Genomic DNA, 20,546 nt, shown 5'->3' on the forward strand with positions numbered 1-20,546 from the left:
ACCCTCTCGCCAACCGGTGAGAGGGTTTTTTGTATGGAGGTGAAAGCATGCAAAAAGCAGTAGTCATGGATGAACAAGCCGTTCGCCGCGCTTTGACGCGCATCGCCCACGAAATTATTGAGCGGAATAAAGGCATTGACGATTGTGTGCTTGTTGGTATTAAAACGCGCGGCATTTATTTAGCCAAACGGCTCGCGGAGCGGATTGAACAAATTGAAGGTGCCGCCCTTCCGGTTGGGGAGCTAGATATTACGCTCTACCGCGATGATTTAACGACGAAAACGAGCGACAAAGAGCCGCTTGTAAAAGGCTCAGCGATTCCATTTGACGTCACGGAGAAAAAGGTCGTGCTCGTCGACGATGTGTTGTTTACCGGTCGCACGGTGCGCGCAGCGATGGATGCGATTATGGATTTTGGTCGCCCAGCGCAAATTCAGCTGGCCGTGTTAGTTGACCGCGGTCATCGCGAATTGCCGATTCGTGCTGATTTTGTCGGCAAAAATATTCCGACGTCAAGCGCGGAAATGATTGTCGTCGAACTGCAAGAAGTGGACGGATTAGATCAAGTAAGCATTCATGAAAAATAACGAAACACCCTTTTTAAAAGCAGTCCTGCGAGGCTGACAAAGGGGGGCGATGTTGTCATACCCTCTTTGTGCCTTGCGCGAAGAGGGTTTTATTATGGAGGAGGAAATGCAATGAACAAACCAGTATTGGATATTAAAGACGTCCCGTCACCGTTACAATGGGTAACATTAAGCTTACAACATTTGTTTGCGATGTTTGGAGCAACGATTTTAGTCCCATATCTCGTCGGGTTAAGTCCTGCGATGGCGCTCATTTCGAGCGGTCTTGGCACGCTTGCCTTTTTAATTATCACGAAATGGCAAGTGCCGGCATACTTAGGGTCTTCGTTTGCGTTCATCTCGCCGATTATTGCAGCAAAAGCAGCAGGCGGGCCAGGTGCGGCGATGATTGGTAGCTTTCTCGCTGGGCTTGTATATGGGGTAGTAGCGCTCATTATTAAAAAGGCTGGCTACCGCTGGATTATGAATTTATTACCACCAGTTGTTGTTGGACCAGTGATTATCGTGATTGGCTTAGGACTCGCGAACGTCGCGGTCGGTATGGCAATGAACGGACCAGACGGCAAATATAACCTTACGTATTTTTCGGTAGCGCTTGTGACGCTTGCCGCAACGATTGTCTGCTCTATTTTCTCGCGTGGCTTGTTCAGCTTAGTACCTGTGTTAGCAGGAATTATCGTCGGATATGTGTATGCGCTAATCATCGGGGTTGTCGATTTATCGAAAGTAGCAAAAGCAAAGCTGTTTGAAATGCCGGACTTCTTATTGCCAGGCATCGACTATCCGATTCATCTTACGGGACAAATCGTCCTTCTCATGGTACCGGTCGCCGTCGTCACATTGTCTGAACATATCGGTCACCAGCTTGTATTAAGCAAAGTCGTTGGACGTGACTACATTAAAAATCCAGGCTTACATCGCTCCATTTTAGGCGACGGTACGGCGACGATGATTTCCGCGTTAATCGGCGGACCGCCAAAAACGACGTACGGGGAAAACATCGGCGTGCTAGCCATTACGCGCGTCTATAGCGTATACGTGTTAGCAGGCGCCGCGGTATTAGCGATTATCTTCGGATTTGTCGGGAAAATTACTGCTCTAATCAGCTCGATTCCGACGCCGGTCATGGGCGGTGTATCGATTCTTCTCTTCGGGATTATCGCTTCTTCCGGGTTACGGATGCTCGTCGACAGCAAAGTTGATTTCGGCGACAAACGCAACTTAGTGATTTCGTCTGTTATTCTTGTCATCGGTATCGGCGGTGCGATTTTAAAAGTGTCAGAAACGTTCCAAATTCAAGGAATGGCGCTTGCCGCGATTATCGGGGTCATCTTAAACTTAATTTTACCTGGCCGTCCGCCAGTAAACGAAAATATGTTTGAACTAGATAATGACCATGTAGCGTAACATCACCTTTTAATTAAGTCCCGCGAGACTTAAAAGGGTGTTCCTGTTCGCGTAAAAAGGAAAACACGAATGCGAAAAGCGTTGGTTTCTTTTCCTACACCTTTTTACGCCAAAAAACGGTGCAGCACCCTGTCGGTTAGGCAGGGTGCTTTTTTTGCAAACTATAAGGAAAATTACTTTCGATTTACATACAAGGGGGAGCGAACGATGAACCATTTGTTAACGTTAACCGAGTTATCGTTAGAAGAGATTGTCGCATTGTTAGATGAAGCGGAACAATTTGCGCGCGGGTCGCACTGGCACGTACAAACGCCGACATTTGTCGCAAACTTATTTTTCGAACCGAGCACGCGGACGAAATGTAGTTTTGAAATAGCGGAAAGAAAGCTAGGGCTGCACGTCATCCCGTTTGATGTGGAAACGTCAAGCGTGCAAAAAGGAGAAACGCTCTATGATACGATTCGCACGCTTGAGTCAATCGGGGTACAAGCGGTTGTCGTTCGCCATCCAGAAGATCGTTATTTTGAACCGCTTCGTCATTCGGTTGGCATTCCGATTATTAACGCCGGTGACGGTTGCGGCCACCATCCGACCCAGTCATTGTTAGATTTACTGACGATTCGACAAGAGTTCGGCACGTTTCGTGGGTTGACGGTTGCCATCGTCGGCGATATTCGCCATAGTCGAGTGGCTCGCTCAAACGCGGAAGTATTAACAAGGCTCGGTGCGACAGTGTTGTTTTCTAGTCCGAAGCAGTGGGAGGATGAGGCTAACCCATATGGAACGTATGTCGACTTAAATACCGCTGTTCGCGAAGCAGACGTCGTCATGCTCCTTCGCATTCAACACGAACGGCACGGGGAAAAAATGGGGCTGACGAAAGCGCAATACCATGAACAGTACGGATTAACGGTCGCAAGAGAACAGCTGATGAAACCAACGAGCATCATTTTGCACCCAGCGCCAGTTAATCGCGACGTTGAGATTGCGAGCAGTTTAGTCGAGTGTGAACGCTCACGTATTTTTAAACAGATGGAAAACGGTGTATACGTGCGCATGGCGGTATTAAAACGGGCGCTTCAAGCCGAAGAAAGGGGAATGAACAATGGCTATTATTTTAAAAAATGGTCGCTCGCTTAACGAAGCAGGGGAATTGGTAGTGACAGAAGTGAAAATTGTAGGAGAAGTTATTGCTGAAATCGCGCCAACCATTGCTGCAGCAGCTGGGGATGACCTAATTGATGTCGATGGTCAGCTTATTGCTCCAGGATTGATTGATTTGCATGTGCATTTGCGCGAGCCTGGGGGAGAACATAAAGAAACGATTGCGACAGGGACGCTCGCAGCAGCAAAAGGTGGATTTACAACGGTGGCGGCGATGCCAAATACCCGCCCTGTGCCAGATACGAAAACACAAATGGAATGGCTCGTTAATCGCATTCGCGAAACGGCCTACATCAACGTCCTTCCGTATGCGTCGATTACGCTTCGCCAGCTCGGAAAAGAGCAGACCGATTTTGCGGCATTAAAAGAAGCAGGAGCATTTGCCTTTACCGATGATGGGGTTGGCGTACAGAGCGCGCGCATGATGTATGAAGCGATGAAGCAAGCGGCTGCACTTGACATGGCGATTGTTGCTCATTGCGAAGAGGAATCGCTTACGTATAAAGGCTGCGTTCATGACGGAGTGTTCGCGAAAAAGCACGGTCTTTCAGGGATTCCATCGGTAGCGGAATCCGTTCACATCGCCCGCGATGTGCTGTTAGCGGAAGCAACGGGATGTCATTATCACGTCTGTCATATTAGCACGAAAGAATCGGTTCGAATCGTGCGTGAAGCGAAACGGGCGGGCATTCGCGTCACGGCAGAAGTGACGCCGCACCATCTTCTTCTTTGCGATGAAGATATCCCAGGGCTTGATGCGAACTTTAAAATGAACCCGCCGCTAAGAAGCAAAGAAGACCGTGAAGCGCTCATGGAAGGGCTACTAGACGGGACGATTGATTTTATCGCGACCGATCATGCACCGCATACAGAAGCAGAAAAGCAAGAAGGAATGGAACTCGCTCCGTTTGGCATCGTCGGGCTAGAAACGGCATTCCCGCTTCTTTATACGCACTTTGTCGAAACAAACCGTTGGACGCTGAAACAACTTATTGACTGGTTCACAAAAAAACCGGCAGAAGCGTTTCGATTAGAGAAAGGAAAATTAGCCGTTGGTGCGAAAGCAGATATTACGGTCATTGATGTACAGACGGAACAAACGATTGATCCGGCTACGTTTGTATCGAAAGGAAAAAATACACCGTTTGTCGGCTGGACATGCAAAGGGTGGCCAACGATGACGATGGTGAACGGGAAAATTGTTTGGGAGAAAGGAAGAGAACAATGAAGCGACAACTCATTTTAGAAGACGGGACATTTTTTGTCGGAGAAGCGTTCGGAAGTACGGAACAAACGGTAGGAGAAGTCGTCTTTAATACAGGAATGACCGGCTATCAAGAAATTTTATCCGATCCATCGTATTGTGGGCAAATTGTGACGATGACGTATCCGCTCATCGGTAACTACGGCATTAATCGCGACGACTTTGAATCCATTGAACCATCCATTCACGGATTGATTGTCAAAGAAATGTGTGATGTCCCTTCCAACTGGCGAAGTGAACGGACGCTTGATGCATATTTCAAAGAAAAAAACATCCCTGGGTTAGCAGGTATCGATACGCGTAAATTGACGCGCATTATTCGCCAATACGGGACATTAAAAGGAATGATTTGCGATATGGACGTTGATGTCACGGAGGCAGTTGCGTATTTGCGAAAAACAGAGTTGCCGCATGATCAAGTAAAGCGAGTGTCGACGAAAAGTGCCTATCCAAGCCCAGGTCGCGGCCATCGGGTCGTTTTAATCGATTTTGGCATGAAGCACGGCATTTTGCGCGAATTAAATAAACGAAACTGCGATGTCATCGTTCTCCCGTACAATGCAACTGCTCAAGAGGTATTGCGATTGCATCCAGACGGTGTCATGTTATCGAACGGACCAGGAGATCCGAAAGATGTACCGGAAGCGATTGAAATGATTCAAGGAATTGTTGGACGCGTTCCACTCTTTGGCATTTGTCTTGGTCATCAGTTGTTTGCGCTCGCTTGCGGGGCGGATACAGAAAAAATGAAATTTGGCCATCGCGGTTCCAACCATCCAGTGAAGCATATTGCGACGGGGAAAGTAGCAATTACATCGCAAAATCATGGCTATACAGTGACGATAGAATCATTGCGAAATACTCGCTTAGAAATGACGCACGTTGCGTTGAACGACGGAACGATTGAAGGGCTTCGCCATCTCGATTTCCCTGCGTTTACGGTGCAATACCATCCGGAAGCTTCGCCAGGACCGGAAGATGCGAACGATTTATTTGATGAGTTTATGGCGATGATTGAACAGTTCAAAAAAGAAGGAGAGGTCGTCCATGCCTAAACGTCAAGATATTGAAACGATTCTCGTCATCGGGTCTGGCCCGATTGTCATCGGGCAAGCAGCGGAATTTGACTACGCCGGAACGCAAGCGTGTCTGGCGCTAAAAGAAGAAGGATATAAAGTCATTCTCGTCAACTCAAACCCAGCGACGATTATGACTGATACGGAAATCGCGGATAAAGTATATATGGAGCCGCTGACATTAGAGTTTGTTTCCCGCATTATTCGTAAAGAGCGCCCAGATGCGATTTTGCCGACGCTCGGCGGCCAGACGGGCTTAAACTTAGCGGTCGAATTAGCAAAAGCAGGTGTTTTGGACGAGTGCGGGGTAGAAATTCTTGGGACGAAACTAGAAGCGATTGAACAAGCAGAAGACCGTGAATTGTTCCGCGCCTTGATGAACGAGTTAGGCGAGCCAGTCCCGGAAAGTGAAATTATCCATAGCTTAGAAGAAGCGGTTTCATTTGTGGAGAAAATTGGCTATCCGGTCATCGTTCGTCCAGCGTTTACGCTCGGTGGAACAGGCGGCGGCATTTGCACGAACGAAGAAGAACTAGTCGAGATTGTGTCAAGCGGGTTGAAAATGAGCCCTGTCCATCAATGTTTGTTGGAAAAAAGCATTGCAGGCTATAAAGAAATTGAATATGAAGTGATGCGCGACTCGAAAGACAATGCGATTGTTGTATGTAACATGGAAAATATTGATCCTGTCGGCATTCATACAGGCGACTCTATCGTCGTAGCGCCAAGCCAAACGTTAAGCGATCGCGAATATCAATTGTTGCGCAATGCATCGTTGCGCATTATTCGTGCGCTTGGCATTGAAGGTGGCTGTAACGTCCAGCTTGCACTCGATCCACATAGTTTTCATTACTATGTTATTGAAGTGAATCCACGCGTTAGCCGTTCTTCCGCGCTTGCGTCAAAGGCGACGGGGTATCCGATTGCGAAGCTTGCGGCAAAAATCGCGGTTGGGCTGACGCTTGATGAAATGATTAACCCTGTTACCGGAAAAACGTATGCGTGTTTTGAACCAGCGCTTGACTATGTCGTAACAAAAATTCCGCGCTTTCCGTTTGATAAATTTGAATCCGCCAACCGTCATCTCGGTACGCAAATGAAAGCGACGGGCGAAGTAATGGCCGTCGGGCGGACGTTGGAAGAATCGTTATTGAAAGCGGTGCGCTCACTAGAAACGAACCTTTATCATTTAGACATCAAAGGTGACGTCACTGACGAAGTAATCGAAAAGCGCATTCGGAAAGCAGGCGATGAGCGGTTGTTTTACATTGCCGAAGCACTTCGCCGCGGAGTGTCGATCGAGCAAATTCACGAATGGAGCAAAATCGACCGCTTCTTTTTAACGAAAATCGACCGCATCGTCCAATATGAAGCGGTTGTGCGTGAGCATGTTGGCGACATCGACGTGTTGCGAAAGGCGAAACAACTAGGCTTTTCTGACGTAGCGATTGCGAGATGTTGGAATATGAGCGAACGTGACGTATACGCGATGCGCAAACAAGCCGGCATCGTCCCTGTTTACAAAATGGTCGATACGTGTGCGGCAGAATTTGAATCGGAAACGCCGTATTATTACAGCACGTATGAAGAGGAGAACGAGTCTGTTGTTACACCGCGCGAGAGCGTCGTCGTGCTCGGGTCTGGACCGATTCGCATCGGACAAGGCATTGAGTTTGACTATGCGACGGTCCATTCGGTGTGGGCGATTAAAGAAGCAGGATATGAAGCAATTATTATTAATAACAATCCTGAAACGGTATCGACCGACTTTAGTATTTCTGACAAGCTTTACTTTGAGCCGTTAACGATCGAAGACGTGATGCACGTCATTGATTTAGAACAGCCAATTGGCGTTATCGTGCAATTTGGCGGTCAGACGGCGATTAATTTAGCAGCGGAACTGGCAGCGCGCGGGGTTCGCATTCTTGGCACATCGCTCGAAGATTTAGACCGTGCAGAAAATCGCGATAAATTTGAACGAACGCTTGCGCAACTAGGCATTCCACAGCCGAAAGGAAAAACGGCATTTTCGGTGCAAGAAGCAGTGTGTATTGCCGAAGAAATCGGCTATCCGGTGCTTGTTCGCCCGTCATACGTCCTCGGTGGCCGCGCGATGGAAATTGTCTATAAAGAAGAAGAACTATTGCACTACATGGAGCACGCCGTTCAAGTAAATCCACAACATCCGGTATTAATCGATCGCTATTTAATCGGAAAAGAAATTGAAGTAGACGCGATTTCTGATGGGGAAGACGTATTCATTCCAGGCATTATGGAGCACATTGAGCGGGCTGGCGTTCATTCTGGTGACTCGATTGCGGTCTATCCGCCGCAAACGCTAACGGAAGACATCAAGCAAAAAATTGTGGAGTACACCGTGAAGTTAGCGAGAGGGTTACGCATTGTTGGGTTGTTAAACATTCAGTTTGTCATGTACAAAAACGAAGTGTACGTATTGGAAGTGAACCCGCGTTCAAGCCGAACGGTGCCGTTTTTAAGCAAAATTACAGATGTGCCAATGGCGAATATTGCAACGAAAGTCATTTTAGGGGCAACGCTAAACGAACTCGGGTATTCTACAGGATTACAGCCGGAAAGCGAAGGGGTGTATGTAAAAGCGCCGGTTTTCTCGTTTGCGAAATTGCGCAACGTCGATATTTCACTAGGACCAGAAATGAAATCGACCGGCGAAGTCATCGGGAAGGACCAAACGTTTGAAAAAGCGCTCTATAAGGGACTTGTAGCATCTGGCATCCACATTCGTCCGCACGGTGCCGTATTGTTGACGGTTGCCGATAAAGATAAAGAAGAGGCAGTCGAGTTAGCTCGCCGTTTTTACGAAATTGGCTATCAGCTACTAGCAACGAACGGAACGGCAGAAACATTACGGGCTGCGAATATTCCAGTGACGGTTGTCAATAAAATTCACTCCGAATCGCCGAACATTTTAGATATTATTCGCCAAGGAAAAGCGCAAGTTGTTATTAATACGCTAACGAAAGGCAAGCAACCGGAAAGCGACGGGTTCCGCATTCGTCGTGAAGCAGTCGAAAACGGAATTCCGTGCTTAACGTCATTAGATACGGCAAAAGCAATGCTTTTCGTGATAGAGTCGATGACGTTTTCAACAACGGCGATGTCAGAAAAGAAGGTGTACGTATGAAAGAACAAATGACGATCGTTCGTCACGAGCCACTTGCTAAGCAAATTTATGAACTAACCTTATCCGGCTCGCTCGTTCAAACGATGAACGAGCCAGGGCGATTCGTTCATGTGAAAGTGGCAGAATATGCCCCGCTACTGCGCCGTCCGCTCAGCCTTTGCGATATCAACAAAGAAGCGGGCGAATGCACGATTATTTACCGCGCGGAAGGTGCGGGGACAACGCTTCTTGCGAAGAAGTGTCCGGGGGAAACGATCGATGTACTCGGTCCGCTCGGAAACGGGTTTCCGGTAGAGGCGGCGAAAGCAGGGCAGCGTGCGCTACTTGTCGGGGGAGGTATCGGCGTTCCCCCGCTGTACGAGTTAGCGAAACAATTAGCCAGCAACGGAGTGTCGGTAACGATGGTGCTAGGGTTTCAAACAAAAGAAGTCGTGTTTTATGAGCAAAAGTTTTTAACTTATGGGGAAACGTACGTGGCGACGGTCGATGGTTCTTACGGAACGAAAGGATTTGTGACGGATGTTATCAATGAGCGAGCACTTTCTTTCGATGTATTGTATGCGTGTGGTCCAAAACCGATGTTAAAAGCGTTAGAACAACAATTTCCCCAGAAAGAAGTATATTTGTCGTTAGAAGAGCGGATGGGCTGCGGGGTTGGCGCTTGTTTTGCTTGCGTTTGCCACGTGCCAAACAGCGAAACGGCGTACAAAAAAGTGTGTAGCGATGGGCCGGTATTTAAAGCAGGGGAGGTCGTGTTATGAATCGATTAGCGGTGCAGTTGCCTGGGCTTTCGTTAAAAAATCCGATTATGCCAGCATCCGGTTGTTTCGGGTTTGGACGGGAGTATGCTCGTTTTTATGACTTAAGCATGCTTGGAGCAATTATGATTAAAGCAACGACGCTCGAACCGCGCTTTGGCAACCCGACCCCACGCGTAGCGGAAACCCCAAGCGGGATGTTAAACGCGATTGGTCTGCAAAATCCCGGCTTGGAAAAAGTGCTGGAAGAAGAACTCCCGTGGTTGGCGCAATACGATGTACCAATTATTGCGAACATTGCTGGCTCGACAATGGAAGAGTACGTCGAAGTCGCCAAGCGCATGTCACAAGCGCCAAACGTCCATGCGCTCGAGCTAAACATTTCCTGTCCAAATGTGAAAAAAGGTGGGATTGCGTTTGGAACAGTTCCCGAAGTAGCGGCTGAATTGACGAAACTCGTGAAAGAAGTGTCAGAAGTGCCCGTGTATGTGAAGCTATCGCCGAATGTGACGAACATCGTCGAGATGGCGAAAGCAATTGAAGCGGCGGGAGCGGACGGGTTGACGATGATTAATACGTTGCTTGGGATGCGTATTGATGTAAAAACGGCAAAACCAATTTTAGCGAATCGGACTGGGGGATTATCAGGACCAGCAATTAAACCGATTGCGATTCGGATGATTTATGAAGTGAGCCAGGCAGTATCGATTCCGATCATCGGGATGGGCGGCATTCAATCAGCGGAAGATGTGATTGAATTTTTCTATGCTGGCGCAAGCGCCGTGGCGGTCGGAACCGCGAATTTCATCGATCCATTCGTTTGTCCAAATATCATTGCCGAGCTACCGGCATTGCTTGAAGAGCTTGGCTTTGACCATATTTCGGAGTGTACGGGAAGGAGCTGGAAAAAAGGTGAACCAACCGTTCATTGTGGCACTTGATTTTTCATCGAAACAAGAAGTGAACGAGTTTTTGCGGCTGTTTTCCGATACGCCATTGTTTGTCAAAGTCGGTATGGAGCTATATTACCAAGAAGGACCAGCGATGATTGAAGAATTGAAAGCACAAGGGCACCGCATTTTTTTAGACTTAAAGCTTCACGATATTCCGAATACGGTGAAGCAGGCGATGAAAGGGCTCGCTCGTCTAGGAGTTGATTTAGTGAACGTGCATGCGGCTGGTGGAACGCAAATGATGAAAGCAGCGCTAGAAGGATTAGAAGCAGGGACGGCAAGCGGAGTGCGTCGGCCAATGTGCATTGCGGTGACGCAACTGACAAGTACAAGTGAACAAATGTTGCGCGCCGAGCTTTGGATTGCGCACTCGATGGAAGAAACGGTGGTGCATTATGCGTCGCTTGCAAAAGAGAGCGGGCTTGATGGCGTCGTTTGTTCGGCGAAAGAAGTGCCGCTCATTCGCGAACATCTAGGAGAAGCGTTTGTGACGGTAACGCCAGGCATTCGCTTTGCCAATGAAGCGAAGGGAGATCAAGTGCGTGTGGTGACCCCGGCTGAAGCAAGAAAGCTGGGGACGAATTTTATCGTCATTGGCAGAAGCATCACGCGCGCGTCTGATCCATATGCAGCGTATGAGCGGCTACAACGGGAATGGAATAGGGAGGAATGAACGTGAGAAAAGACATTGCTATCCAGCTACTGCAAATCGGGGCGGTATCATTAAGTCCGAGCGCACCGTTTACATGGTCATCAGGGATAAAATCGCCAATTTATTGTGATAATCGGCTGACGTTAGCGTATCCGGCGGTTCGAAGTGCGATTGCCGAAGGGCTTGTTTCACTCATTCGCACGCATTTCCCGAATGTCGAAGCCATTGCTGGCACCGCAACTGCTGGCATTCCGCATGCGGCATGGACGAGCGATTGTCTCAACTTGCCGATGTGTTACGTGCGCAGCCAAGCGAAAGGGCACGGAAAAGGGAAACAAATTGAAGGAAAAGTCGAAGCAGGGCAAAAAGTGGTTGTCGTCGAAGATTTAATTTCGACTGGTGGGAGTTCGTTAAATGCTGTGCGGGCGTTGCGCGAAGCAGGTTGTGAGGTGCTTGGGGTCGTTGCGATTTTTACATATGGGTTGGATAAAGGGAAACAAGCATTTCAAGAAGAACACATTCCTGTCTACACGTTGACCGACTATGATACGCTAATTGAAACTGCTGTGGAACTCGGGGTCGTCACCGAACAAGAGCTTGCGACATTGCGCGCTTGGCGAAACGAGCCAGAAACGTGGGGGCAATGACTTATATTCGTCTCATGTTGTATAATGGAAGAAAAGAAAAGAGGGATGCACATGTCGTTGCCTCGCTTTTCGAACGTTTCGTATGAACAATACGTTGCTTTGCGGCAAAATAGTGATGAGCGATTAGAATATATTGACGGTGTTGTTTATATGACACCTTCACCAAGCATTCAACATCAGCTCGTATCGAGCAATCTTCATACACAGTTTGGGATGTATTTCAAAGGAAAACAATGCAAAGTGTTTGCGGCTCCGACCGATATCGAGTTAGTGAACGAAAAATTTCCGGAACGAAAAGTTGTCATTCCTGATTTAAGCGTTATTTGTGAGGAAAAAGGATTTACGGAAACGAAATATGTCGGTGTCCCGACGTTGATTGTCGAAATATTAAGCCCGTCGAACCAAGCGCATGATTTAGTAACGAAGTTTAATTTATACATGGCATATGGTGTAAAAGAATATTGGATTGTCAATCCGATGAAACAAGCTGTCACTGTCTATGTACTAAATGAAGAAGGGCTTTATGAACAAGCAGATATTAAGGTTAGTACAGGAACGGTTCAATCTGTCTGTTTTCCTAGCCTGTGCGTTGATTTGCAAGAAATATTCCATTAATGGCGAAAAGCAACCGTGCGTGCGGTTGTTCATAAGTAAATTTATCCAAATTGCCCTCCCCTTAGGAGGGCTTTTGTGTTATCATGTTTTTTAGGTGCAATCGTATAGGCAGGGTGGTTGGTCACACCCTATCCCCTACAGAAAGGGGGTGTGACCATGAAGAGCAATTTCGACGTAGAAACGGCAACGTTTATGGTCTTGCTCATCACATTGGTGATTACTATCGTTGACAAAATGACTTCAAAAAAATAGTAATCCACCCTGCCGCCAAGCTTTAGGTGGATTACTTTTGCCTAACTGGTGACCGACCACTTCGGTCTATACGGTTGTACCCATAAGCTATGATAACCATAACTCACTAAATAAAATATATGTGAATTTCATGTTGATTGTACTCTTTTTTCTTTATTATATTTCAATTAGTTTTAAAAGTAAAGGGTATAGAAAAAGCGCATTCCTCCCCCACTTACTCCTTTCACTCGTTGAAGTGGGGATCTTTTTTATGCTTCTCATGGATTTATGATTGCGATGAGGAGTACTGTTGTTGCATGGACAGATTATTTAGCTTTTAATGCGCGAATTTCATTTTCTTGTTCTAGTGAGCGAAATGCGAGTGATTGGAGAACGAGCTCTTGCCGCGCTTGGCTGGCGATGACATCGTCTAGTTTTCGTAGCGCTTCGGCGAGGGTTTGTTTCATTGCTGGGATTTCGTTAATGGCTTCTAACGTTTCCATCACCGCTTGTTTAATAAACGGAATGTCTGCCACATCTTCTTTCGTTGCCATCGTTTGTTCGATGCGGTTCACGCGACCTTCTAGAGCCCGAATATCCTCTTTTAGCGCAGCCACATCCTCTTTCGTTGCCATTGTTTGTTCGATGTGGCTCACACGACTTTCTAGCGATTGAATATCCTCTTTTAGCGCAACAACGTCCTCTTTCGTTGCCATTGTGTGTTCAATGTGTTCGATTCGTTTGCTTACAGCGACAATATCGTCTTTGGTAGCCATTCGCTGTTCGATGCTGGCGATATCGTCTTTTGTTGCCATCGTTTGTTCAATCTGCTCGATTCGCTTGTTTACAGCGACGATATCATCTTTCGTCGCCATCGTTTGTTCGATTTGTTCGATGCGCTTGTCCATGGCAGTGATATCGTCTTTCGTCGCCATCGTTTGTTCAATGTGGCTAATGCGCTTGTCCATGGCAGTGATATCGTCTTTTGTCGCCATCGTTTGTTCAATGTGGCTAATACGCTTGTCCATGGCAGCGATATCGTCTTTTGTTGCCATCGTTTGTTCAATCTGCTCGATTCGCTTGTTTACAGCGACGATATCATCTTTCGTCGCCATCGTTTGTTCAATGTGACTAATGCGCTTGTCCATGGCGGCGATATCATCTTTCGTTGCCATATTTGTCCGCAAAAAGGCCAATTCATCGAAAATGCGTTGCAACAACTGCTCCATTCTTTCTCACCTCCTTTTTTCGTTTCTATTATATCATCATTCGACAAAAAGAAGCAGGAATATTTGTTAGAAAAAACCCCGCCTACTTAGACGGGTTTTTTCATCCTCACCACCAACTCCTCGTCCGGCGTGACGTAGATCGTTTGTTGGTTTTCGTAGATGACGAAACCAGGCTTTGCCCCGCTCGGTTTTTTGACGTAGCGGACGCGCGTGTAGTCGACCGGGACGGAGCTGGAGTGGCGCGCTTTGCTGAAGTAAGCGGCTAAATGGGCAGCTTCGATGATCGTTTGTTCCGATGGGTTTTTGCTGCGAATGACGACGTGGGAGCCTGGGATGTCTTTCGTGTGGAGCCAAATGTCGTCTTTGCTTGCGAATTTGTTTGTTAAGTAGTCGTTTTGTTTATTGTTTTTGCCGACGAAAATTTCTGTTCCGTCGCTTGAGATGTAGCGCTCGAGTTCAATCGTGCGCGGCTTTTGTTTTTTCTGTTTTGTTGCTTTCGCGCGCAAATAGCCTTGCTCGATTAATTCGTCGCGAATGTCATCAATGTCTTTAGGTGCTGCGGTTTCAAGCTGCTGTAATAGCGTATCGAAATACACAATTTCTTCTTTTGTGCGCTCAATTTGCTCTTGGACAATCGCAAGTGAATTTTTCGCTTTCTGGTATTTTTGAAAATAGCTTTGCGCGTTTTCCGACGGCGATTTTTGTTTATCAAGCGGAATCGTGACCGTTGCACCGTTTTCATCGTAATAGTTGACGACTTCGATTTCGCTCATTCCCCGCTGAACCGCATAAAGATTCGCGGTTAACAATTCTCCATATAGCCGATATTGTTCTGCTTGCTTTGCTTCTTCTAACGTTTGTTCTAACTTCAATAGCTTTTTCTCATTTTTCGCTTTTTCATTGGCAACAAACCGCTCTAAATCGTACGCCTGCTGTTTGACACGGTCGCGTTCGGCTTTTCCGAAATAAAAACGGTCAAGTAGCTCGCTTAATGTACGAAACGTTTTTCCTTCGGTCTGCAAATGCAAAAGCGGCAGCGCGTAAAACGTTTCTTTTTGCCCATTTGTATAAATGATCGGCGTAAATTTTTTGTTTCGCACGTCTTCGATGACGGCAATAAAACTTTTCGGCAACGTCGCCCGATTAGCTAACCCTGCGCGAAAGACGACTTCTTTGGCAAAGAGCGGCGAAATGCCAGCAAACGAAGCAACGAGTTGGTCAGCTAGTTTTCCTGCATGAAAATCAATCGTTTTCAACACTGTTTCTTCCGAGGAAAAGAGCGGGTTCACCTTTCCGTGCGACGGTGGGGCAACGTATACATAACCAGGCAACACCGTCCGATAACGATTGACGGCAGGGGAAAGATGTTTAATGCTATCAATGATCGTATTTGTTTGTTTATCGATAAGAATAATGTTGCTATGGCGTCCCATAATTTCCACAACGAGCTGTTTTATGGATATATCGCCGATTTCGTTTCGCCCTTTCGCCTCGATGACGATGATACGGTCAAAATCGACTTGTTGAATCGATTCAATAATGCTTCCCTCCAAATGTTTGCGCAACAGCATGCAAAACATCGGCGGCTCCGCAGGATTATCATACGTTTCGTTCGTCAAATGAACGCGTGCATAGCTCGGATGGGCTGACAGCAACAGCTTATAATTTTGTCCGCGCGCACGAATATGTAATAACAACTCATGGGAAAACGGTTGATAAATTTTTGTAATCCGTCCGCCTTCGAGCGCTGTTTTCAACTCTTCTGTCATTGCATATGTAAACACTCCGTCAAATGCCATAAAAAACACCTTTCTACCTTTTTCTTTCATTATACCATATCATTTTTTCGGACATGTCTGAATAAGCTTTCATAGAAACGAGCGATAAACGTTTTTCATTCGCCGTCTAAAACCATTTCACATCGCCTATGGGCAAATGTGGTGCTTCACTTAAGCTTATAGGGTTGAAGATTTTTAAAGAGGAGGGAAAGACATGCAGTGGCATACGCTTGCACCAAACGATGTGGCGAAAGAAACGAGCACGAACGTAACAACAGGGTTAACGACAGAGGAAGCGAAAAAACGGTTGAAACGGTTCGGGGAAAATAAGTTAAAAGAAGCGAAACAACAATCCGCACTTTTATTGTTTCTTCACCAGTTTCAAGATTTTATGGTGCTCGTGTTACTTGTGGCAACCGTTATTTCCGGCTTTCTTGGCGAATACGTCGATGCGGTCGCCATTATCGTCATCGTCGTTATGAACGCCTGCTTAGGTTTTTTTCAAGAACGGCGGGCGGAAAAATCACTGGAGGCGTTGAAACAGTTATCTGCCCCACAAGCGACCGTTTTGCGAGACGGCGAATGGGTAAAGGTGCGTTCTCAAGAACTTGTTGTCGGCGACGTGATTAAATTTTCAAGCGGTGACCGAATCGGCGCAGACGTCCGGCTCATCGACGCCAAAGGGTTAGAAATCGAAGAATCAGCGCTCACGGGGGAGTCAGTACCAACTAATAAAGTAGCCGCTCCGCTGACGAATGAACATGCGACGATTGGTGATTTACATAACATGGCGTTTATGGGGACGCTAGTAACGCGTGGAAGCGGCATCGGCATCGTCATTGCGACCGGCATGAAAACAGCGATGGGGCAAATCGCGAACCTTCTGCAAGAAGCAGAAACGGTAACGACCCCACTGCAGCGCAAACTAGAACAACTTGGGAAAATTTTGATCGTTGTCGCGCTGTTGCTTACGTTTCTTGTCGTTGTCGTCGGCGTGATGCAAGGACACGAGTTGTACGAAATGTTTTTGGCAGGGGTATCGCTTGCAGTTGCTGCCATTCCAGAAGGATTGCCGGCGATTGTAACAATCGCGTTAGCGCTTGGCGTGCAGCGCATGATTAAGAAAAATGCGATCGTTCGCAAACTTCCAGCGGTAGAGACGTTAGGATGCGCCTCGGTCATTTGTTCAGACAAAACGGGAACGATGACAGAAAATACGATGACCGTCACGCATCTATGGGCGAGCGGAAAAACATGGACGGTAAGCGGAACAGGGCTAGAAACGAGCGGTACGTTTTATGAGCACGATCGCCCTATTGATATGAAAAAAGAAGCGATGCTGCAGCAACTAGTAACGTTCGGTGCGCTTTGCAACAACGCGCAATTAAAAGAAAAAAACCACCGCCGTTACATCGACGGCGACCCGACCGAAGGGGCACTGCTCGTTGTGGCCATGAAAGCCGGTTTTACAAAAGAACGTCTTGAAGCTGAATTTACCATTGAACAAGAATTCCCGTTTGACTCTGAACGAAAAATGATGACGGTCATCGTCAAAGATCGAAGCGGTCGCCGCTTTATCATCACAAAAGGGGCACCGGATGTCCTTTTAGAAAGATGTGACCGCATCAACTGGAACGGACGCGAACAGCCAATGACGTCTGCTTGGCGAAAAACGGTACAAGAAGTAATCCAAACAATGGCAAATAAAGCGTTGCGTACAATTGCTATCGCGTATCGCCCGATTGGTGCTCACGAGCGAATCATAACGGAAAAAGAGGCGGAAAATACGCTTATTTTTGTCGGTGTCGAAGGAATGATTGACCCGCCGCGCCCGGAAGTGAAAAAAGCGATACAGCAATGCAAAGAAGCAGGTATTAAAACGGTCATGATTACCGGCGACCATGTGTTAACTGCAAAAGCAATCGCGAAACAGCTCGGCATTTTGCCCCCGAACGGAAAAGTGATGGATGGTGCGACGCTCTCTCGGCTTTCCGTTGATGAACTCGAAGAAGTAGTCGATGATATTTACGTATTTGCTCGTGTCTCACCAGAGCATAAACTAAAAATTGTGAAGGCGCTGCAGCGAAAAGGACATATCGTTGCGATGACCGGCGACGGCGTCAATGACGCCCCAGCGATTAAATCGGCAGATATCGGCGTTGCCATGGGAAAATCGGGAACGGATGTAGCAAAAGAAGCGGCAGCGCTTGTTTTACTGGATGACAATTTTGCTACGATTCAAGCCGCTATTCATGAAGGAAGAAATATTTACGAAAATATTCGCAAATTTATTCGTTATTTGCTTGCCTCCAATGTCGGCGAAATTTTAGTGATGTTGTTTGCGATGTTGCTTGCATTGCCGCTGCCGCTCGTGCCGATTCAAATTTTATGGGTCAACCTTGTCACAGACGGACTGCCGGCGTTGGCGCTTGGATTAGATAAAGCAGAAGAAAACGTGATGAAACGAAAGCCGCGCCATCCGAAAGAAGGTGTATTTGCCCGCGGGCTCGGCTGGAAAATCGTCAGCCGCGGCTTTGTCATCGGGGTTGTGACGCTTGCAGCGTTTATGGCCGTTTATGAACGCAGCGGAGAAAACCTTGTATATGCGCAGACGGCAGCGTTTGCGACATTAGTAATGGCGCAGTTGATTCACGTCTTTGACTGCCGCTGTGAGCGTTCTATTTTAGATCGTAATCCGTTTGGCAACCTATACCTTGTTGGTGCGGTACTGTTATCGGTGTTGTTGCTGTTGGTGGTCATTTATTATCCGCCGCTGCAAAGTGTATTTCATACCGTTCCGCTTGCGTTCGTTGACTGGTTGCTCATTGTCGGACTCTCGGCATTACCGACATTTTTATTTGCCGGTTCGTTTTTTGCAAGAAAATCGCGGATAAATATGTTATAATATGCAAGGTGATAGGGAATTTCCTATGACCTTTTCTTTTCGAAGACGTGCAATGGAAGTGATAACATGGTATGTAGCATGACAGGTTTTGGACGAAGCAAACAGACGACAGAACGCATGAGCGTAACCGTCGAAATGAAATCAGTGAATCATCGCTTTTGTGAAATTTCTATTCGTCTCCCTAGACAACTGTTAATCTTTGAGGATAAAATAAAAAAAGTGATTTCACAGTACGTGCAAAGAGGAAGAGTCGAAGTATTTATTACGATTGAAGGAGAAGGATGGACGAAACGGAAGCTGCACGTCGATTGGCAGTTGCTAAACGATTACTATGAGCAGCTAAAAGAAGCCGCTGCTCGCTTTACGTTGCAAGACCGTGTGACGTTAGAGCAGTTGTTTCAGCTCGAAGGAGTAGTTGAAGTTATCGAGGAAGAAACGGGAAATGAAGAAGTAGAACAGCTTCTTCTAACGGCGACAGAAGAAGCGGCTAAGCAGCTAAAAATGATGCGGGAAAAAGAAGGAGAGGCGCTCACTCGCGATATTCAAGAACAGCTTTCAGTCATTGCACGTTGTGTGCAAAACGTCCATCAATTCGCGAAAGAAGTGGCAGAACAATACCGCACTCGGCTTATGAAGCGAATGAACGAATGGGTGCAAGGGGCAATTGACGAAACGCGTCTTTTAACAGAAGTCGCGATATTGGCAGAAAAGGCAGATATTAATGAAGAACTAACGCGTATTCGTAGCCATATTGAGCAGATAGAACATACGTTGCAGCAAGCAGGAACGGTCGGACGAAAACTTGATTTTTTAGTGCAAGAGTTAAACCGCGAAATGAACACGATTGGCGCAAAAGCAAATGACGGCCGCATCGCCTTACAAGTCGTTGAAATGAAAAGCGCGCTTGAAAAGGTGAAAGAACAAGTGCAAAATATAGAATAACTGTTTATTGTGAGGAAGTTGCGGCAACAATAAATTTTATGGCAGGTGGAACGTTCGTGGGGATTAAATTAATCAATATTGGCTACGGCAATATGGTTTCAGCTTCCCGCATTATCTCAATCGTTAGCCCAGATTCTGCGCCGATTAAGCGGATTGTGCAAGAGGCGCGCGAGAGCGGAAAATTAATCGATGCGACGCACGGCAGACGAACACGTGCAGTCATTATTATGGATAGCGACCACGTCGTTTTATCGTCCGTACAGCCGGAAACGGTTGCCCATCGGCTGTACGGACGTGACGATTTATCAGAAGAAGGGTAGGGTTTTAGGCGTTTATGTGTGAACGAGGACTATTAATCGTATTGTCAGGACCATCTGGTGTCGGAAAAGGAACAGTGCGCAAAGCGTTATTTTCGCAACCGGACATTAATTTGCATTATTCCATTTCGGTAACGACACGAAAACCGCGCGAAGGCGAAATAGACGGTGTCGATTACTTCTTTAAAACGCGCGAAGAGTTTGAACAAATGATTCGCGAAAACAAGTTGCTCGAATGGGCGGAATACGTCGGTAACTATTACGGCACACCGATTGACTACGTCGAAAAAACACTACAAGAAGGAAAAGACGTATTTTTAGAAATCGAAGTACAAGGGGCGCTGCAAGTGCGCAAAGCGTTTCCGGAAGGGCTGTTTATTTTCCTAGCGCCACCGAGCTTAAACGAATTGAAAAATCGCATTGTCACGAGAGGAACCGAATCGGAAGAATTAATTAACGATCGCATGAAAGCAGCGAAAGAAGAACTTGAAATGATGGATGCGTACGACTATGTCGTCGAAAATGATGAAGTTGAACTAGCGTGCGAACGCATTAAAGCGATTGTCGTTGCAGAACATTGCAAGCGCGAACGCGTAGCGCAACGCTATAAAAAAATGCTGGAGGTTGAGTAGCATGTTGTATCCTTCCATCGACTTATTAATGGAAAAGCTAGACTCAAAATATACGCTTGTAAGTGTTGCGGCGAAACGGGCACGCCAACTGCAAGAAAACGAGGATGATTTAACGATTGAAAAACCAGTATCGAAAAAATTCGTTGGAAAAGCGTTAGAGGAGATTGCTGCCGGTCATATCGAACTAATAAAAGAAGAGAAATAACAACCTACGTTTAGGTTGTTA

At 46.8% G+C, this 20,546-nt stretch carries 18 protein-coding genes; 16 read left to right on the forward strand and 2 right to left on the reverse strand.

What is annotated here, in order from left to right; all coding sequences use genetic code 11:
• Nucleotides 1-47: 47 nt before the first annotated feature.
• The 11 genes from pyrR to GGR02_RS01610 all read left to right on the forward strand — a co-directional run bounded on the left by pyrR (nucleotide 48) and on the right by GGR02_RS01610 (nucleotide 12,286).
• A complete protein-coding gene (gene pyrR, locus GGR02_RS01560) occupies nucleotides 48-587 on the forward strand; it encodes a bifunctional pyr operon transcriptional regulator/uracil phosphoribosyltransferase PyrR (protein WP_183183005.1) in 540 nt (179 codons plus the stop codon).
• 111 nt (nucleotides 588-698) lie between these two features.
• Nucleotides 699-1,994, forward strand: coding sequence for a solute carrier family 23 protein (locus tag GGR02_RS01565; protein ID WP_183183006.1), 1,296 nt, complete (start codon nucleotides 699-701; stop codon nucleotides 1,992-1,994).
• Between the two features lie 207 nt (nucleotides 1,995-2,201).
• A complete protein-coding gene (locus tag GGR02_RS01570) occupies nucleotides 2,202-3,134 on the forward strand; it encodes an aspartate carbamoyltransferase catalytic subunit (protein WP_183183007.1) in 933 nt (310 codons plus the stop codon).
• Nucleotides 3,100-4,386: a dihydroorotase gene (locus GGR02_RS01575; RefSeq protein ID WP_183183008.1), complete on the forward strand. Its 1,287-nt coding sequence runs from the start codon at nucleotides 3,100-3,102 to the stop codon at nucleotides 4,384-4,386. Before GGR02_RS01570 ends, GGR02_RS01575 begins: the two co-directional genes overlap by 35 nt.
• On the forward strand, nucleotides 4,383-5,477 hold the full coding sequence (locus tag GGR02_RS01580; RefSeq protein ID WP_183183009.1) for a carbamoyl phosphate synthase small subunit: 1,095 nt from the start codon (nucleotides 4,383-4,385) through the stop codon (nucleotides 5,475-5,477). The genes GGR02_RS01575 and GGR02_RS01580 overlap by 4 nt, the downstream gene beginning before the upstream one ends.
• Nucleotides 5,470-8,661: a carbamoyl-phosphate synthase large subunit gene (carB, locus tag GGR02_RS01585; RefSeq protein WP_183183010.1), complete on the forward strand. Its 3,192-nt coding sequence runs from the start codon at nucleotides 5,470-5,472 to the stop codon at nucleotides 8,659-8,661. Before GGR02_RS01580 ends, carB begins: the two co-directional genes overlap by 8 nt.
• On the forward strand, nucleotides 8,658-9,422 hold the full coding sequence (locus GGR02_RS01590; RefSeq protein WP_183183011.1) for a dihydroorotate dehydrogenase electron transfer subunit: 765 nt from the start codon (nucleotides 8,658-8,660) through the stop codon (nucleotides 9,420-9,422). Before carB ends, GGR02_RS01590 begins: the two co-directional genes overlap by 4 nt.
• Complete coding sequence (locus GGR02_RS01595; protein WP_183183012.1) at nucleotides 9,419-10,360, forward strand: dihydroorotate dehydrogenase; 942 nt, start codon at nucleotides 9,419-9,421, stop codon at nucleotides 10,358-10,360. Before GGR02_RS01590 ends, GGR02_RS01595 begins: the two co-directional genes overlap by 4 nt.
• The gene (gene pyrF / locus GGR02_RS01600) at nucleotides 10,332-11,045 is read left to right on the forward strand and encodes an orotidine-5'-phosphate decarboxylase (RefSeq protein WP_183183013.1); all 714 of its coding nucleotides are present in this window, start codon (nucleotides 10,332-10,334) and stop codon (nucleotides 11,043-11,045) included. The genes GGR02_RS01595 and pyrF overlap by 29 nt, the downstream gene beginning before the upstream one ends.
• A gap of 2 nt (nucleotides 11,046-11,047) precedes the next feature.
• Entirely contained in the window at nucleotides 11,048-11,671 is a 624-nt protein-coding gene (pyrE, locus tag GGR02_RS01605) for an orotate phosphoribosyltransferase (protein WP_183183014.1), read from the forward strand.
• A 51-nt stretch (nucleotides 11,672-11,722) separates the two neighbouring features.
• Nucleotides 11,723-12,286 carry a Uma2 family endonuclease gene (locus GGR02_RS01610; RefSeq protein ID WP_183183015.1) on the forward strand — a complete coding sequence of 188 codons (564 nt, stop codon included), beginning with the start codon at nucleotides 11,723-11,725 and terminating at the stop codon, nucleotides 12,284-12,286.
• Between the two features lie 557 nt (nucleotides 12,287-12,843).
• Here GGR02_RS01610 and GGR02_RS01615 read toward each other — a convergent pair.
• Together GGR02_RS01615 and GGR02_RS01620 are read right to left on the reverse strand one after the other, a co-directional pair.
• Nucleotides 12,844-13,746 carry a hypothetical protein gene (locus GGR02_RS01615; protein ID WP_183183016.1) on the reverse strand — a complete coding sequence of 301 codons (903 nt, stop codon included), beginning with the start codon at nucleotides 13,744-13,746 and terminating at the stop codon, nucleotides 12,844-12,846.
• 86 nt (nucleotides 13,747-13,832) lie between these two features.
• The gene (locus tag GGR02_RS01620) at nucleotides 13,833-15,545 is read right to left on the reverse strand and encodes an Rqc2 family fibronectin-binding protein (RefSeq protein ID WP_183183017.1); all 1,713 of its coding nucleotides are present in this window, start codon (nucleotides 15,543-15,545) and stop codon (nucleotides 13,833-13,835) included.
• Nucleotides 15,546-15,738: 193 nt separating this feature from the next.
• Between GGR02_RS01620 and GGR02_RS01625 the strand changes: the two genes are divergently transcribed.
• The 5 genes from GGR02_RS01625 to rpoZ all read left to right on the forward strand — a co-directional run bounded on the left by GGR02_RS01625 (nucleotide 15,739) and on the right by rpoZ (nucleotide 20,525).
• The gene (locus tag GGR02_RS01625; protein ID WP_183183018.1) at nucleotides 15,739-18,429 is read left to right on the forward strand and encodes a calcium-translocating P-type ATPase, SERCA-type; all 2,691 of its coding nucleotides are present in this window, start codon (nucleotides 15,739-15,741) and stop codon (nucleotides 18,427-18,429) included.
• Between the two features lie 66 nt (nucleotides 18,430-18,495).
• Nucleotides 18,496-19,371, forward strand: a complete 876-nt coding sequence (locus tag GGR02_RS01630) for a YicC/YloC family endoribonuclease (protein ID WP_183183019.1) — start codon at nucleotides 18,496-18,498, stop codon at nucleotides 19,369-19,371.
• Between the two features lie 56 nt (nucleotides 19,372-19,427).
• Nucleotides 19,428-19,691: an extracellular matrix/biofilm regulator RemA gene (gene remA / locus GGR02_RS01635; RefSeq protein ID WP_183183020.1), complete on the forward strand. Its 264-nt coding sequence runs from the start codon at nucleotides 19,428-19,430 to the stop codon at nucleotides 19,689-19,691.
• 14 nt (nucleotides 19,692-19,705) lie between these two features.
• Nucleotides 19,706-20,320 (forward strand): guanylate kinase, encoded by a 615-nt coding sequence (gene gmk, locus GGR02_RS01640; protein WP_183183021.1) that lies wholly within the window; start codon nucleotides 19,706-19,708, stop codon nucleotides 20,318-20,320.
• 1 nt (nucleotide 20,321) lies between these two features.
• The gene (rpoZ, locus tag GGR02_RS01645) at nucleotides 20,322-20,525 is read left to right on the forward strand and encodes a DNA-directed RNA polymerase subunit omega (RefSeq protein ID WP_183183022.1); all 204 of its coding nucleotides are present in this window, start codon (nucleotides 20,322-20,324) and stop codon (nucleotides 20,523-20,525) included.
• Nucleotides 20,526-20,546: the final 21 nt, after the last annotated feature.

The organism is Anoxybacteroides voinovskiense, from assembly GCF_014196205.1.
Taxonomy (GTDB): domain Bacteria; phylum Bacillota; class Bacilli; order Bacillales; family Anoxybacillaceae; genus Anoxybacteroides; species Anoxybacteroides voinovskiense.